Source organism: Massilia sp. Bi118, from assembly GCF_918697865.1.
In the GTDB taxonomy this organism is placed as follows: Bacteria; Pseudomonadota; Gammaproteobacteria; order Burkholderiales; family Burkholderiaceae_D; genus Telluria.
Genome location: NZ_CAKKMV010000005.1, coordinates 41462 through 57611, shown reverse-complemented (window position 1 = coordinate 57611; position 16150 = coordinate 41462). Strand labels below are relative to the sequence as shown.

Below are 16150 nucleotides of genomic sequence, written 5' to 3'. Positions count from 1 at the left end.
GATTGTGTTGGTCGAATCAGCGCGACGCGTTCTGCAGATGTTCGGTCACGATCTTCGGGGTGATGAAAATCAGCAGCTCGGTCTTCTGGGTCGAGCGCGCCGTGTTCTTGAAAAGGTGGCCCACCAGCGGCAGGTCGCCCATCAGCGGCACCTTGGATTCGCTGTTGGTTTCGCTCTGCTGGTAGATACCGCCCAGCACCACCGTGCCGCCGTTCTCGACCATCACCTTGGTCTTCACGTGCTGGTTGTTGATGGCGAAGCCGGCGGAGGTGGCCTCGCCCTTCGAATCCTTGGTGACGTCGACGTCCAGCACCACATTGCCGTCCGGCGTGACCTGCGGGGTCACTTCCAGGCGCAGGTTGGCCTTCTTGAAGCTGACGGTGGTGACGGCCTGGCCGCCCACGCCGCTGGCGGCCTGCGTCGACTGGTAAGGCAGCTCGACGCCCTGCTCGATCACGGCCGGCACGTTGTCCTCGGTGACGACGCGCGGGCTGGAGATGATCTTGCCCTTGCCGTCCGCTTCCAGCGCCGACAGCTCCAGGTTCAGGAAGCGGTTCGCGGCCGACGAGAACAGCGAGAATGCGATGGTCTGCGCGTTGACGCCGTTGACCGGCGCCGCCGGCAGGTTGACCAGGGTGCTGTTGGCAAAGGTGCCGGTCGGATCGACCTGGCCGGACACCTGGCCGGCGCCGGTCAGGTTGCCGCCGATCGCCAGGCGGTTGTTGCCGTTCAGCTGGTAGCCGCCGTCGCCGCCGCGTTCCGCGCGCAAATCGGCGAAGCCCAGCTTGGCGCCGAGGTTGCGCGAGAAGCCGTCGTTGGCCTCGACCAGGCGGGCCTCGACCAGCACCTGCTTGGTCGCGACGTCCACCTTCTGGATCAGCTTGCGCACGTCTTCCAGCTTGGACGCGATATCGGTCACGAACAGCTGGTTGGTGCGCGCATCGATGATGGCGCTGCCGCGCTTCGACAGCACGCGGTTGCCGCCGCCGGCAGCACCTGCGCCGCCGCCCGCGTCCAGGCCGAACACGGTGCGGAAGGCCTCGGCCTTCTGGTAGTTCAGCTGGAAGATCTCGGAGCGCATCGGCTCGAGGTCGGCGATCTGCGCCTTCTGCTCGAGCTCCAGCTTTTCCTTGGTCAGCATTTCTTCCTTCGGCGCGATCCACAGCACGTTGCCGTTCTTGCGCATGTCGAGGCCCTTGGCCTGCATGATCACATCGAGCGCCTGGTCCCAGGGCACCTGCTTCAGCTGCAGGGTCAGGCTGCCGCTGACGGAGTCGCTGGCGATGATGTTCAGGCCCGAGATGTCGGCCACCGCCTGCAGCGCGGCGCGCACTTCGACGTTCTGGAAGTTGAACGATATCTTCTCGCCCTTGTAGCCCTGCGGGCCGGTGGCCAGGCGGTTCGGGTCTTCCTTGACCGGCTTGACGTCGATGACCAGCTGGGTATCGCTCTGGTACACGCTCTGTTCCCAGTTGCCCTGGGCGTCGATGGTCATGCGCACGTTCTCGCCCTGCGGCGTGGTGGTGATGCGGGTCACCGGGGTGCCGAAGTCGGTCACGTCCAGGCGGCGGCGCAGCGTTGCCGGCAGGCCGGTGCGCAGGAAGTCGACGTGGATCTTGTTGCCTTCCTGGCGCACGTCGACCGGGACCTGGCTGTTCGGCAGGTCGACCACGATGCGGCCTTCGCCGTTCGCGCCGCGGCGGAAGTCGAGGTCGCGCAGGGTTTGCCGCGCGGCGGCCGGGGCCGCGGCATGCACGGGCACACCGGCGGCGCTGACCGCCTGCGCCGCGCCGCCCGAGCCTTCGACGGTCAGGATCACCGACTTGCCGTCGATCGCGGCGGCATAGCCCAGCGGGCGCTTCAGGTTCAGCACCAGGCGCGTGCGCTCGCCGGCCTGCACCACGTTCAGGCCGCGCACGTCGCCCAGGTTGATGTCCTGGGCGCTCTTGCCGGTGGCGTTGGCGGTGGAGCCGAAATCGAGCGCGATGCGCGCCGGATTCGTGATCGAGAAACCGATCGGCAGCTTGGCGGGCGTGTCCTTCATCGCCACGTTGATGACGACGTTATTGCCTTGCTGGTTGGCGCTGATCGATTCGATCGCGTTGTTTTGCGCGAAGGCGCTGCTGGCGCCGAACGCCAGCACCAGGCCGAGGGCGATGCTTCCAAGTCGGGTCATTTGCGGTTCTCCTTGCTTTGCAGTTCCAGCTTCGACAGGCGTTCGACCCATTCGCCGGCGGCGTCCTGCACCACTTCACGGATATTGATGGCATCGTCGCCCACGCGGGTGACGAGACCGAAATTCTGGCCGATGCGCTGGCCGGCGCGGACCTGATAGACCGAGCGGTCGATCTGCACCAGCGCATAGTTCACGCCGGCCTTCTGCAGCGTGCCCACCATCTGCATGGTATCGAGCGGGAAGCTCTCGAGCAGTTCGCGCGGGCGCTGCAGGTCCGGCTTGTTCGGGTCCGGCGAAGCCTCGGCGGCCTTGGCCAGCTGGTTCAGCAGCTTGTTCGGGCTGTACGGATCCAGTTCCTCCTTGGCGCCGTAGGCGTAGGGGATGAAGTCCTTCGGCTCGGACAGCGGCTTCACGTGCGGCCTGGTTTCCTGCTTCACCTGGTCCATCCAGGTATGCACTTCCTTGACGTCGCTGTCGCCGCAGCCGGCGAGCAGCAGGGTCACGGCCGCGAAGGCGCCGATTCGCTTGGTGGTTCCGGCGATCATGACTTGGCTCCCTTCTTCTTTTTCTTGCGGGCCTGGGACTGCTGGTCCAGCTCGTCCTGGTCGAGGTAGCGGAAGGTCTTGGCGATCGCATCGAGCGTCAGCACGCCATCCTTGCCGGCCGTGAGCGCGAGGTTGTTCAGGGTGACGATGCGCGGCATCTTCGCCATGTCGGCGGCGAACTCGCCGATGTCGTGGTAGCTGCCGGTGACCTTGATGTCGATCGGCAGCTCGGCGTAGTAATCCCTGACCACCACCTGGCCCGGGCGGAACAGCTCGAACTGCAGGCCGCGGCCGATGCCGGCCTGGTTGATGTCCGACAGCAGGGCCGCCATCTCGGCCTTGCTCGGCAGCTGCTTCTCGAGCCGTTCGACGTAGCGGTTGACCTGCTGCTGCTGGGCTTCCAGTGCTTCCAGGTTGATCGCCTGCGTCATCTTGCTGCGGTATTCGGTGCGCAGGGTTTCCTCCTGCGCGGCCAGGGTGTCGTGCTCTTCGAACTGGCCGCTCCAGTACAGGAAGTAGCCGGCCACCAGCACGGCCGCCATCACGCCGGCCGCGCACAGCAGGCGCGGCGCCAGCGGCCACAGGCCCGGGTGGCGGCCCTGCAGGCCCTCGAACTGGGCCGAAAAGTCGGCGCCCAGCTGTTTCAGATCGATGTTCATGGTTTCGGCTCTTTTTCACGCGCGCGCTTGATCGACACGCTCAGCGTGAATTCGACGACCTTGCGGCCGGTCTTGCTCTGGGCCAGCGTGGCCGCGCGCACCTCGGTCAGGTCCGGGCGTTCCAGCCAGGGCGAATTGCCCGACAAATTACGCAGCAGTTCGGCCACCCTTTCCTGCGACTGGGCGACGCCGTTCAGCAGCACCTTCTGGCCATCCTGCTTGAAGCTCTTCAGGTAGACCCCTTCCGGCGTCTGGCGCACCAGTTCGTCGAGCAGGTAGACCGGCTGGTTGCGGTCGCCCTGCAGGTCTTCGACCGCCTGCTGGCGCGCCTTCAGCGCCTCGATCTCGGCCTTCAGGTTGGCGATCTTCTTGATCTTGACGTCGAGTTCCGCGTTGGCTTGCTTGAGCACCTGGTTGCGCTGGTTCTGGGTCGAGATCTGGCTGGCGTTGTAGGCGCCCACCATCAGCACCAGGGCGCCGCCCAGCAGGCCGCCGAAGGCCAGCAGGGCCGCGAAGGCAGTCTGCTTCTGCTTGCGTTTCGCTTCCCGGTGGGGAAGCAGGTTAATCCGGATCATCAGCCAAACCTCCGCAGTGCCAGGCCGCAGGCGACCAGGTAGGCCGGCGCTTCGTTGCGCAGCTGCTGCTCGCGCACCGATGCACCCAACTGCATGCCTTTGAAGGGCGAAATCACCGCGCTCGAAATCCTGGTGCGGCTGGCGATGATGTCGAGCAGGCCCGGCAGCACCGCGCAACCGCCGGCCAGCCAGATCTGGTCGATGCGGGTGTACGGGGTCGAGGTGAAGAAGAACTGGATCGCGCGCGTGACTTCCAGCGCGGCATTCTCCAGGAAAGGCGCCAGCAGATCGGCGCCGTAGTTGTCCGGCAGGTCGCCGGCCTTCTTGCGCGCTTCCGCCTCCTCGAAGGACAGGCCGTAGGCGCGCACGATATCCTGCGTCAGCTGGATCCCGCCGAAGGGCTGCTCGCGTTCGTAGATGGTCTCGCCGTTCTGCAGCACCGAGATGTGGGTGGCCTGGGCGCCGATCTGGAAGAGGGCCACGATCTGGCCTTCGGGCGCAGCGCCCGCCTCGATGATCGCACGCTGGGCCGCGCTGCGCGCCGCATACGATTCGATGTCCATCACGGTGGCCGTGAGGCCGGCCGCTTCCGCGATCGCGACCCGGTCCTCGACCTTCTCGCGGCGCGCCGCCGCCAGCATCACTTCCATGTCTTCCGGCGAATTCGGGGCCGCGCCGATGACGTCGAAGTCCAGGCTGACCTCGTCCAGCGCGAATGGGATGTACTGGCTGGCTTCCGATTCCACCTGCACTTCGAGCTGGTCTTCGGCCAGGCCGGCGGGCAGGATGATTTTCTTGGTGATGACGGCGGCCGGCGGCATGCCGAGTGCGACATGCTTGATCCTGGTGCCGCTCTTTTTCCAGACGCGCAGCACCGCTTCCGACACTGCTTCGATGTTTTCGATATTGCCGTCGACGACAGTGCCGCGCGGCAGCGGCTCGGATGCATAGCGCTCCAGCCGCACTTCGCCTTTGCCGGCATCCGCCAGCTCCACCAGGCGCACGCCGGACGTACTGATGTCGATCCCGATCAACGGCGGGTTGGACTGTCCGAACAAGGAACCTAGACTGATCACGAGCGTTGCTCCCTCTTTTACGACTGCTGCGTTCCTCGGAACGGCTTGTTGAACGCCCGGGCGGGGAATGTTTTATTTGAAGAATTAGCCACTTACTGCAGCTAATTTATGTAGACGCTTAAGGCACTGCGTTAAATCGTAGCAATAAGGATGACCACAGACAAGAAATTTCTGCACAGGAACATATTTGTCCGAAGCGGGAAAGAGACACTTCGTGTTAGGCGCTTTTCCGCTGTGATAGCTCAATCTTGACGCTCTTTACACACCTGTTATCGACTTGACCAGTCGTGTTTCCGGATCGCCCCTGCCTTATAATGAATCCGGTCAACACAGCGAACCATTCATGCGCATGAAAGCATCTTCGAACGGGGCGCCGCCCCCGCCGTCCCAGCCGTCTTCAAACAAGCACAGCCCGAAGCGAATCATCCTCACCCTGCTCGCCGCCCTGTCCGGGCTGGCCGTGTGCGGGGTGCTGGTGGTCGTGTTCGCGCTGGCGATGGCCTACCCCAACCTGCCCGCCCTGGATACCCTGACCGACTACCGGCCGAAAATGCCGCTGCGGATCTTCACCGCCGATAACGTCCTGATCGGCGAATTCGGCGAGGAGCGCCGGACCCTGGTGCACTTCAAGGACATTCCGGACGTGATGAAGAAGGCCGTGCTGGCGATCGAAGACACCGGCTTTTACGAGCACGGCGGCGTCGATTACTGGGGCATCCTGCGTGCCGCCCTGCACAACGCCACTGGCGGTGCGCGCCAGGGTGCGTCGACCATTACCCAGCAGGTCGCGCGCAACTTCTTCCTGTCCTCGGAGCAGACCCTCAAGCGCAAGGCCTACGAGGCGCTGCTGGCCTGGAAGATCGAGAAAAACCTCAGCAAGGACCAGATCCTCGAGGTCTACATGAACCAGATCTACCTGGGCCAGCGCGCCTTCGGCTTTTCGTCGGCGGCGCAGATCTACTTCGGCAAGGACCTGCGCGATATCACCGTGGCGGAAGCGGCCATGCTGGCCGGCCTGCCGAAGGCGCCCTCGGCCTACAACCCGGTGGTGAATCCGAAGCGCGCGCGCCAGCGCCAGCAGTACATCCTGCTGCGCATGCACCAGCTGGGCTACATCACCGACGCGCAATACGAGACCGCGAAGAACGAGGAACTCAAGATCAAGATGGACAGCACGGCCTTCGGCGTGCATGCCGAGTACGTGGCCGAGATGGCGCGCCAGCTGGTCTACGAGCAGTTCAAGGAAGACACCTACACGCGCGGCCTGAACGTGTTCACCACCATCACCAAGGCCGACCAGGACGCCGCCTACCTGGCGCTGCGCCGCGGCGTGATGGACTACGAGCGCCGCCACGCCTACCGCGGCCCGGAAAAATACATCGAGATCCCGTCCGGCAAGGGCGAGGCCGACGAGGCGATCGAGGCCGAGCTGGCCGAGCATCCGGATTCGAACGACATCGTCGCCGCCATCGTGCTGCAGGCCTCGCCCACGCTGGTGACGGCGGTGTTGGCCTCCGGCGAGGAGATCAGGATTTCCGGCGCCGGCCTGGCCTTCGCCCAGGGCTGGCTGTCGCCGAAAGCGGCCGAGACCCGCCGTGTGCGCCGCGGCGCCGTGATCCGCGTGACCCAGGATGGCGGCTCGAGCTGGAGCATCACCCAGATGCCGGAAGTGGAATCGGCCTTCGTCGCGGTGAGCCCGGACGACGGCGCGATCCAGGCCCTGGTGGGCGGCTTCGACTTCAACCGCAGCAAGTTCAACCACGTCACGCAAGCGTGGCGCCAGCCAGGTTCCTCGTTCAAGCCCTTCATCTATTCGGCTGCGCTGGAGCGCGGCTTCTCGCCGGCGACCCTGATCAACGACGCTCCGATCTCCTTCGACGCCGGCTCCACCGGCGGCCAGGCCTGGGAGCCGAAGAACTACGACGGCAAGTACGAAGGCCCGATGACGATGCGGCGCGGCCTGACCAAGTCGAAGAACATGATCTCGATCCGCATCCTGAACAAGATCGGCGCCCGCTACGGCCAGGAATACGCGACCCGCTTCGGCTTCGACGCGGAAAAGAATCCGCCCTACCTGACCCTGGCGCTGGGCGCCGGCGCCACCACGCCGCTGCAGATGGCCGGCGCCTATTCGGTGTTCGCCAACGGCGGCTACCGGGTGATGCCTTACCTGATCTCGAAGGTGACGGACGCGGACGGCAAGGTGCTGTCGGAAGCGCGCCCGGAACGCGCCGGCGTCGACGCGAACCGCGTGATCGACGAGCGCAACGCCTGGCTGATGGACAGCATGCTGCGCGACGTGGCGCGCTACGGCACCGCCGCCAAGGCCCAGGCGACCCTGAAGCGGCCCGACATCGCCGGCAAGACCGGCACCACCAACGACTCGATCGACGCCTGGTTTGCCGGCTACCAGCCGCACCTGGTCGGCATCGCCTGGATGGGCTACGACCAGCCGCGCAACCTGGGCAACCGGGAAACCGGCGGCGGCCTGGCGCTGCCGATCTGGATCGGCTTCATGCAGAAAGCATTGAAGAACGTGCCGGTCGAGGACCGTCCGGCGCCTGCCGGCCTGGTGCAGTACGGCGACGAGTTCTATTACATGGAGAACCCGCCGGGCACCGGCGTGCAGTCGCTCGACGTCGGGGTACCCGCGCCCGCTACGGAGCAGAAAGCGCGCGATGCCGTCCGAAACGAGTTATTCTGACGAAACTGACGAAATCGAGCGGAAGGCAATCCATGAGTAACCAGAACACCTCCAGCACGGCATTCATCTCGACCGGCATTCCCGGTCTCGATAATGTGCTTGGCGGCGGCCTGACCCGGGACAGGCTGTACCTGGTTGAAGGCGACCCGGGGGCCGGCAAGACCACGCTGGCGCTGCAGTTCCTGGCGGAGGGCGCGGCGCGCGGCGAGACCGTGCTGTACATCACCCTGGCCGAGACCGAAGTCGAATTGCGCGCGGTGGCGCAGGCGCACGGCATGTCGCTGGAAGGCGTGACGGTGCAGGAAGTGATCCCGGACGAAAGCCTGCTCGACCCGAGCGAGCAGTACACGGTGCTGCATCCATCGGAAGTTGAACTGGGCGAAACCAATAACCTGATCCTCAAGCTGGTCGAGAAGCTCAATCCGAGCCGGGTCGTGCTCGACTCCCTGTCCGAGCTGCAGCTGCTGTCGGGGAGCCCTTTGCGCTACCGGCGCCACGTGCTGGCGCTCAAGCAGTATTTCGCCAAGCGTTCGTGCACCGCTATCCTGCTGGATGACAAGACCTCGGTGCAGGGCGACCAGCAGGTGCGCAGCGTCGCCCATTGCGTGATCTCGCTCCAGCACACCGATTCCGAATATGGCGCCGAGCGGCGCCTGGTGCGGATCCTGAAATACCGGGGCGTGGCTTTCCGCCGCGGCCCCCACGATTATTCGATCCTGACCGGCGGCCTGACCGTCTATCCACGCATCGTGGCCGCCGAAACGCGCGAATTGAAGCGGCGAGCCCAGATTGGCAGCGGCCTGCCGGCACTGGACAAGCTGCTGGGCGGCGGCATCGAGGAGGGGTCCAGCACCCTCGTGTCCGGCCCGCCGGGCACCGGCAAGTCCAGCGTGGCGATCCAGTTCGTGAAGGCGATGACCGACCGCGGCCAGCGCGCCGCCATCTTCCTGTTCGAGGAATCCTTCAATACCCTGCTGAACCGTAGCGAAGGCATCGGCATGGATCTGCATACGCCCTACGAAGCCGGTCTGCTGAAAGTCCACCAGATCGACCCCGCGGAAATGTCGCCAGGTGAATTCAGCCACGCCGTGTGCGGCGCCGCGGACGACGGTGCGCGCGTGATCGTGATCGACAGCCTGAACGGTTACATGAATGCCATGCCGGAAGCCGGCTTCCTGGCCACGCACTTGCACGAGATCCTGACCTACCTGGGCCAGCGCGGCGTGGTGACCTTCCTGGTCGGCGTCCAGCAGGGCATCGTCGGCAGCACCATGTCGACCGGGATGGATGTCAGCTACCTGGCGGACAATGTCCTGATCCTGCGTTATTTCGAAGCCCAGGGTGCGGTCCAGAAAGCCGTTTCCGTGTTCAAGAAGCGCGGCAGCGTCCACGAGACCACCCTGCGGCACTTCGAGATCACGCCGCGCGGCCTCACCGTTGGCCCGGTGCTCAGCAACTTCCAGGGCATCCTGACCGGCGTACCGACCATCCTCGATGCCGACAAAGAACCGGCCATCCCGATATCCGCTGCGTGATGTCCGAGGTTCACCTGGAATACCGCATCCTGATTCATGCGCCGGTAGGCAAGGACGCGAGGCTGGTCGCCGAACTGTTCGGACGCGCCGGCATCGACTGCTTCGTCTGCACCCAGCTTGGCCAGCTGATGGAAGAACTCGGGCGCGGCGCCGGCGCGCTGCTGGTCGCCGACGAAGCGATCACGCCGGAGTTCGTGCGCGCGGTGGGCCATTACATCGAACACCAGCATGGCTGGTCCGACTTGCCCCTGCTGGTCATGAGCCGGCGTGAAGCCGCCTCGACGGGCCTGCAGCACCGCTACCTGGAACTGGGCAACGTCTCGCTGCTGGAGCGCCCGGCGCAGGGCGTGACCCTGGTGAGTGCGGCGCAGTCGGCCCTGCGCGCCCGCCGGCGCCAATACGCGATGCGCGAAGTCGACCAGCGCAAGGACGAATTCCTGGCCATGCTGGGGCACGAGCTGCGCAATCCACTGGCGCCGATTCGCGCCGCCTCCGACCTGCTGCGCCTTCCCTCGCTGGACCGCGACAAGATCCAGCAGACCAGCGAGATCATCTCGCGCCAGGTGAAGCACATGACGGGCCTGATCGACGACCTGCTCGACCTGTCGCGCGTCTCGCGCGGCCTGGTCACGCTGAGCGAGACCCTGCTCGACGCCAGTCAGATCGTCACCGGCGCCGTCGAGCAGGTGCGGCCGCTGGTCGACGCGCGCCGGCACCGCGTCACCATCCAGATGCCGCACGAAGCAGCCTTCGTGCACGGCGACCAGAAGCGCCTGGTTCAGATCGTCGCGAATGTGCTGAACAACGCCGCCAAGTACACGCCCGAGGGCGGGGAGATCGTGGTGGCGCTGTTCGTGGATGAGGACACCGTCAGCTACACCGTCAGCGACAACGGCATCGGCATGGCGCCGCAGATGATCGAGCACGTGTTCGACATGTTCGCCCAGGCCGAGCGTTCGTCCGACCGGTCGCAGGGCGGGCTCGGGATCGGCCTGGCGCTGGTGAAAAACCTGGTGGCGCTGCACGGCGGCCGGGTCGCGGCCTACAGCGAGGGCATCGGCAAGGGCAGCCGCTTCACGGTCACCCTGCCGCGCGCCGAGGCCCCTGGCCGGGCCGCGGTCCCGGAACAGCAGGACCTGGCGCCGGCGCAAGCGCAGGGGCTGCGCCTGCTGGTGGTCGACGACAACGACGATGCCGGCCAGATGCTCGGCCTCTACCTGGAAGCTGCCGGCTACCGGGTGACGGTGGTGCAGAGCGCGCGCGCCGCGCTGGAGACCGCGCGGACGGACCCGCCCGATGCCTGCCTGCTGGATATCGGGCTGCCCGACATGGACGGCAACGAACTGGCGCGGCAATTGCGGCAGCTGCCGCCGCTGCGGGCGGCGACCCTGGTCGCGATCACCGGCTACGGCCAGGACGCGGACCGCGCCAGGACCGCGCAAGCCGGTTTCGACCACCACTTCGTCAAGCCGGTGGATATGCAGGCTTTATTGGAAGTGCTGGCCGGCCAAGGTGGGCACAGGGTGCCCACGCCGATCGTTAGCGGAGTTTGACCGGCGCCCCGCCCTGCTGGGTGGCGTAATCGGACAGCGAGGTAAACAGCTCGCTGTCGTCGCGGGTGTTGCGCCATTCATCGCCGACGCGCTTGTAGTGGAAGCCGCCGGCGCGCGCCGCCACCCACATCTCCTGCAGCGGCGCCTGGCTGTTGACGATGATTTTCGAACCGTTGTCGACGAATTCGATTTCGAGCACGTTGCCGCTGCGCTTGCATTCGACGTCGACCACGTCCTGCTCGAACAAGCGGTCGAAGGCCAGTTCGATCTCGTTCAGGGTGGCGTCGGCCAGGTCCAAAAATTCGGTTTCGGTCATGCTACACTCCAAGGTCTGCTAATCAAACCGTGATTCTAATCGTGAAGTCCCCATTTGCGCTCCCGGCCGCCGGTATTGCCCTCGCCGCCCTGCTGTCCGCCTGCGGCCAGCCCGGCCCGCTCTACATGCCCAAGCCGCCGGCGCGTGCCGCTGCCGCCACCGCGCCCGCCGCGCCCGCCGCGCCGGCGGCTCCGGTGACGACCGCCTCGCCGCCCGCGCCGGCAGCCGGCATGAGCACGCCGCCTGCGGGATCGAACGCCAACAACACGCAAGCTCCGCAATCCCCTTCTCCCGCCACCCAACAGTAATCATGTCGCATTTCTCGTACCAAGACGGCGTCCTGCACGCCGAAAGCGTTCCCCTGCCCGCCATCGCCCGGCAGTTCGGCAGCCCGACCTACGTCTATTCGAAGGCCCAGCTGCTGCAGAACTTCCGCGGCTATGCAAAGCCCAGCCAGGGACGTGACGCCCTGGTCTGCTATGCGATGAAGGCCAACTCGAACCTGGCCATCCTCGACATCCTGGCGCGCGAAGGCGCGGGCTTCGACATCGTCTCGGGCGGCGAACTGCTGCGCGTGATCGCCGCCGGCGGCGACCCCGGCAAGGTGATCTTCTCGGGCGTGGGCAAGACCGTGGCCGAGATCGAGCTGGCGCTGGAGAAGGGCATCCTCTGCTTCAACGTCGAGTCGATCCCGGAACTGCACCGCATCAACGACGTGGCCGGCCGCCTCGGCAAGCGCGCGCCGGTGTCGCTGCGCGTGAACCCGAACGTCGACCCGAAGACCCATCCCTACATCGCCACCGGCCTGAAGGCCAGCAAGTTCGGCGTGGCCTTCTCGGACGCCCTGGCCACCTACCGCAACGCCGCCGCCCTGCCGCATCTGGACGTGGTCGGCATCGACTGCCACATTGGCTCGCAGCTGCTGGACGACGCCCCGCTGCTCGAAGCCCTGGACAAACTGATCGAGTTGATCGACACCCTGGCGGCCGAGGGCATCCTGCTGCACCATCTGGACGTCGGCGGCGGCCTGGGCATCGACTACGGCACCGGCGACCACGCCCCGGTGGCGATCGGCGACTACGTGTCGCGCGTGTTCGCGCGCGTGGACGCCTGGCGCGCCGAGAAGTACGAGGGCAAGCCGATCAAGGTGATCTTCGAACCGGGCCGCTCGATCGTCGGCAACACCGGCGTGCTGCTGATGTCGGTGGAGTTCCTGAAGCCGGGCGAGGAAAAGAATTTCTGCGTGGTCGACGCGGCGATGAACGACATGGCGCGCCCGGCCCTGTACCAGGCCTGGATGGACGTCAAGCCGGTGCAGCAGCGCGAAGGCGCCACCGTGAAATACGACCTGGTGGGCCCGATCTGCGAATCCGGCGACTGGCTGGCGCGCGACCGCGACCTGACGGTGGAACCGGGCGACCTGCTGGCCATGATGACCGGCGGCGCCTACGGCTTCACGATGGCCTCCAACTACAACACCCGCGGCCGCGCCGCCGAGGTGCTGGTCGACGGCGACAAGGTCCACCTGATCCGCCGCCGCGAGAATCCGGCCGAGCTGTTCGAGCTGGAATCGGTCGTCAAGTAAAACCACGTCGTCCCCGCGCAGGCGGGGACCCAAGGTCAATCTTTCGAGCCGGGCGTGATCGACTTGCTGACCTTGCCCTGCTCGTCCAGCATCCGGATCTCGGCCTTGCCGTCCGCCGACACCAGCAGCATCAGCGCCGCCCGCCGCGGTGACCGCGTCCGCCGCCCCAGCCATGTCCGCCACGCCAGCCGCGTCCGCCGTAATGGCCGTAGCCACCGCCGCGGTAGCGGTGCTCGTAGTAGCCGAAGCTGAGCGACAACGGCGGTCCGACATAGGTCGGGTAACCGTAGGCGTAAGGGCCGTAATAATAGGGGGCGCTGGACACCGGCGCCCCGTCGTAGGCCGCATACGGCGGCGGTGCGTACACGCAGCCCGCAAGGAGTCCGCCTGCAGCCAGCGAAAGAATCAGGCGTTTCGCCGCGCCTTGTCTGTAAAGTTCCATGTCGACGTCCTCATCTGCCGCCTGCTTTGATTCTAGGCGAGGAGTCGCCGATTGCAATCGCATTTACTTTTCTGCGCGCTTGCATGAGTGCTAAGCTAGTCCGATCCTTTTTCGAAGGCAGCCCATGCAAGCACTCGATCCTTCCGACAGCCCATCCCTGCCCGCGCTGAGCCTGCCCGGGGTCGGCAGCCGGCGCATCCTGGTCGGCCTGGTGCAGGGCCTGCTGCTCTACCTGCTCTACCGCGCCGGCAAGGAGCAGGCCTGGCCTGCCACCGTTTCGCTGCTGTTCGTGCCGCTGGTGCTGGCAGCCCTGATCGTGCCCGTGATCCTGGTGTCGGGCCTGGGCCACATGCCGCGCCGGCAGTTGCTCCTGTGGGGCGGCGCCGCCCTGCTGCTGCTGGCCGGCCTCGGCTGCTACGACGCCTGGCGCGTGGCCGACCTGCCCTTGCCGCCGACCAGGCAGGATGGTCCCTTCCCGCCCTCGTCCGGCATCTACCGCTCCCTGTATCCCTCGCCGCCGCTGGTGTCCTTCGCCATGGCCGGCTTCTTCATCGCCCACACCCTGGTGCTGGCCGCCGTGCGCGACAAGCGCCGCATCGCCGCCTACGCCACCTATTTCGACATCGCCTGGAAGCACGGCGTGCAGCTGGCCTTCAGCGGCCTGTTCACCGGCGTGACCTGGCTGGTGCTGGCCCTGGGCTCGCAGCTGTTCGAACTGGTGAAGCTGACTTTTCTTACCGAACTGATCCGTGAGGAATGGTTCGCGATTCCCGTCACCGCCTTCGCGTTCTCCTGTGCAATGCACCTGACCGACGTGCGCCCGGCCATCGTGCGCGGCATCCGCAGCCTGCTGCTGGTGCTGCTGTCCTGGCTGCTGCCCGTGATCGTGCTGCTGGTCGGCGGCTTCCTGCTGGCCCTGCCCTTCACGGGCCTGGAGCCGCTGTGGGCGACCCGCCGTGCGGCGGCGGTGCTGCTGGTCGCCGCCGCCGGCCTGGTCGTGCTGATCAATGCGGCCTGGCAGAACGGCGAGGACGGCAAGGCGGTCGCGCGCGTGGTGCGGGTGGCCGCGCGCGCAGCAAGCCTGCTGCTGGCGCCGCTCGTCCTCATCGCCGTGTACGCCCTGAGCCTGCGCGTGCGCGACTACGGCTGGACCGGCGACCGGGTCAGCGCCGCGGCCTGCATGCTGGTCGCCGCCTGCTATGCGGCCGGCTATTTCCGCGCCGCCCTGCGTCCCGGCTGGCTACCCGCGCTGGCGTCGGTGAATACCGGTACCGCCTTCGTCGTGCTCGGCCTGTTGGTGCTCCTGTTTTCGCCTTTGCTCGATCCGGCCCGGGTCTCGGTGTCCAGCCAGGCCGCGCGCCTGGCGTCCGGCAAGGTGCAGGCGGAGCGCTTCGACTTCGCCTTCCTGCGCTTCGACGGCGAACGCTACGGGCGCGCCGCGCTGGACCGCATCGAGCGCGAGGCCGCTGGAGCGCAGGCGGCGCTGGTGCGGCGCCGGATCGCCATCGTGCGCAACATGAAAAGCCGCTGGAACCGCATTGCGCCGGCGGCGCAGCCGGCCGACCTGGGTGCGAACCTGCTCCTGCGCCAGCCCGGCGCGCGGCTGCCCGACAGCTTCCTGCGCACCGACTGGGCGCTGAAGGACGATCCCTTCCTGTATCCGGATTGCCTGCGCGAGCCGGGCAAGCACTGCGATGCCTTCCAGCTGGACGTGAACGGCGACGGCAAGCCGGAAGTCTTCCTCAGCACCCGCAACGAAGTCGCCGGCGCCGTGCCGAATACCGTCGTGCTGGCCGAGGACGCCCAGGGACAGTGGACCGCGCTGGCCCGCGTGATGCTGCCGCGGGTCGATTGCCAGGCCTTGCGCGAGGCTCTGGCGGCCGGCAAGGTCGCGACCGCGCCGCCGGCCCTGGCCGACATCGAGATCGGCGGCGCGCGTGCGCGCTTGCAGCCGGTGGCGCCTGGCTACGGCTGCATCTCCCGCAAGCGCTAAGCGGCGCTTTGGCTACAGCGTAGTAAGCGACGTATGCAGTCCCCGACGGCTGCGTGCAGTTCGGGCGGCTGGCGGATCTCGAAATCGAAGGGCATGCCGGCCAGCTGGCGCGCGAACCAGTCCAGCTCGTCGGACTGGGCATGGAGCACCACGCCCTCCGCGGTTTCCTCGAGCACCCCGGCCTCGGCGAACAGGTGGGCCCGTACCGAGGCCGCATCGGTTTTCAGCAGCACCTCGATCGTGATCGCGCGCGGCAGGGTGGCCACCGCCTGCACCACATGGGCCATCGTATCGAAGCCTGGCGGGCGCTCGAACTGCTCCGCCAGCGGCTCCACCTCGACCACCCTGTCCAGCCGGAAGGTGCGCAGCGCCTGCCGCAGATGGCACATGCCGGCCGCGTACCAGCGCCCGTGGCGCAGGGCCAGGCCGTAGGGATCGAAGCGGCGCAGCGATACGTCGCCGCGCTGGTCCCGGTAGCGCAGCAGCACCTGGCGGCAAGCCTGGGCGGCGCCGGTCAGCGCCACCAGCGCCTGGTTGTTGTCCGGCGCAATCGTGCGCGCCGCGTCCAGTTTCACCGTCTCGTCGACCGCGCGCACGCGCCGCTTCAGGCCATCCGGCATCACGCGCTCCAGCTTGGCCTGGGCGCTGGCCACCGCCGGCGCCGCCTCGGCCAGGCCCAGTCCGCGCGCGGCGAGCAGGCCGAGCGAAAGCGCCAGGGTCTCGTCCTCGGTGAACATCATCGGCGGCAGTTTGAAACCCGGCATCAGGGCGTAACCGCCCGCCGGCCCGCGCTCGGCCGTGATCGGAATGCCGATGTCTTCCAGCTTGCCGATGTAGCGCCGCAGGGTGCGGCGGTCCACGCCCAGGCGCGGCGCCAGCTCGGCGCCGCTCATTCGGCCATGGGTCTGCAGCAGCTCCAGCAAGGCGAGGACGCGGGTGGTCGGTCGGTACATAGGACCGATTATGACCTATATAGCGCTTACGCTGCCAT

Annotated in this window: 14 protein-coding genes; 6 read left to right on the top strand and 8 right to left on the bottom strand. The window is 66.8% G+C overall.

The features are described from left to right. Window positions 1-16: 16 nt before the first annotated feature. The 5 genes from pilQ to LQV39_RS08875 are packed head-to-tail and all read right to left on the bottom strand — an operon-like array spanning window position 17 to window position 5031. Window positions 17-2176, bottom strand: coding sequence for a type IV pilus secretin PilQ (pilQ, locus tag LQV39_RS08895; RefSeq protein ID WP_230024096.1), 2160 nt, complete (start codon window positions 2174-2176; stop codon window positions 17-19). After that, the gene (locus LQV39_RS08890) at window positions 2173-2721 is read right to left on the bottom strand and encodes a pilus assembly protein PilP (RefSeq protein ID WP_230024084.1); all 549 of its coding nucleotides are present in this window, start codon (window positions 2719-2721) and stop codon (window positions 2173-2175) included. Before LQV39_RS08890 ends, pilQ begins: the two co-directional genes overlap by 4 nt. Beyond that, window positions 2718-3380, bottom strand: a complete 663-nt coding sequence (locus LQV39_RS08885; RefSeq protein WP_230024073.1) for a type 4a pilus biogenesis protein PilO — start codon at window positions 3378-3380, stop codon at window positions 2718-2720. Before LQV39_RS08885 ends, LQV39_RS08890 begins: the two co-directional genes overlap by 4 nt. Beyond that, a complete protein-coding gene (locus tag LQV39_RS08880; RefSeq protein WP_230024059.1) occupies window positions 3377-3955 on the bottom strand; it encodes a PilN domain-containing protein in 579 nt (192 codons plus the stop codon). The genes LQV39_RS08885 and LQV39_RS08880 overlap by 4 nt, the downstream gene beginning before the upstream one ends. Beyond that, window positions 3955-5031: a pilus assembly protein PilM gene (locus LQV39_RS08875; protein WP_230024048.1), complete on the bottom strand. Its 1077-nt coding sequence runs from the start codon at window positions 5029-5031 to the stop codon at window positions 3955-3957. Before LQV39_RS08875 ends, LQV39_RS08880 begins: the two co-directional genes overlap by 1 nt. Before the next feature lie 349 nt (window positions 5032-5380). Between LQV39_RS08875 and LQV39_RS08870 the strand changes: the two genes are divergently transcribed. From LQV39_RS08870 to LQV39_RS08860, 3 genes are read left to right on the top strand one after another with little or no spacing between them, the layout of a single operon-like run. Further along, window positions 5381-7735, top strand: a complete 2355-nt coding sequence (locus LQV39_RS08870) for a penicillin-binding protein 1A (protein ID WP_230024045.1) — start codon at window positions 5381-5383, stop codon at window positions 7733-7735. Between the two features lie 32 nt (window positions 7736-7767). Then, the gene (locus LQV39_RS08865) at window positions 7768-9270 is read left to right on the top strand and encodes an ATPase domain-containing protein (RefSeq protein ID WP_230024042.1); all 1503 of its coding nucleotides are present in this window, start codon (window positions 7768-7770) and stop codon (window positions 9268-9270) included. After that, a complete protein-coding gene (locus LQV39_RS08860; RefSeq protein WP_230024009.1) occupies window positions 9270-10823 on the top strand; it encodes an ATP-binding protein in 1554 nt (517 codons plus the stop codon). The genes LQV39_RS08865 and LQV39_RS08860 overlap by 1 nt, the downstream gene beginning before the upstream one ends. Here LQV39_RS08860 and cyaY read toward each other — a convergent pair. Beyond that, entirely contained in the window at window positions 10810-11139 is a 330-nt protein-coding gene (cyaY, locus tag LQV39_RS08855) for an iron donor protein CyaY (RefSeq protein WP_230023996.1), read from the bottom strand. The two genes, LQV39_RS08860 and cyaY, sit on opposite strands and share 14 nt — an antisense overlap. Window positions 11140-11180: 41 nt before the next feature. On the opposite strand from cyaY, the gene LQV39_RS08850 reads away from it, so the two are divergent. Both LQV39_RS08850 and lysA read left to right on the top strand, forming a co-directional pair. Next, window positions 11181-11447, top strand: a complete 267-nt coding sequence (locus LQV39_RS08850) for a lipoprotein (RefSeq protein ID WP_230023971.1) — start codon at window positions 11181-11183, stop codon at window positions 11445-11447. Between the two features lie 2 nt (window positions 11448-11449). Continuing rightward, window positions 11450-12724 carry a diaminopimelate decarboxylase gene (gene lysA, locus LQV39_RS08845; RefSeq protein ID WP_230023963.1) on the top strand — a complete coding sequence of 425 codons (1275 nt, stop codon included), beginning with the start codon at window positions 11450-11452 and terminating at the stop codon, window positions 12722-12724. Between the two features lie 130 nt (window positions 12725-12854). Here the strand turns inward: lysA and LQV39_RS08840 are convergent, their stop codons facing one another. After that, a complete protein-coding gene (locus LQV39_RS08840; protein ID WP_230023951.1) occupies window positions 12855-13166 on the bottom strand; it encodes a hypothetical protein in 312 nt (103 codons plus the stop codon). A 124-nt stretch (window positions 13167-13290) separates the two neighbouring features. Between LQV39_RS08840 and LQV39_RS08835 the strand changes: the two genes are divergently transcribed. Then, window positions 13291-15159 (top strand): DUF4153 domain-containing protein, encoded by a 1869-nt coding sequence (locus tag LQV39_RS08835; protein WP_230023947.1) that lies wholly within the window; start codon window positions 13291-13293, stop codon window positions 15157-15159. Here LQV39_RS08835 and LQV39_RS08830 read toward each other — a convergent pair. Then, entirely contained in the window at window positions 15156-16112 is a 957-nt protein-coding gene (locus LQV39_RS08830) for a YafY family protein (protein ID WP_230023940.1), read from the bottom strand. The two genes, LQV39_RS08835 and LQV39_RS08830, sit on opposite strands and share 4 nt — an antisense overlap. Between the last annotated feature and the right edge of the window lie 38 nt (window positions 16113-16150).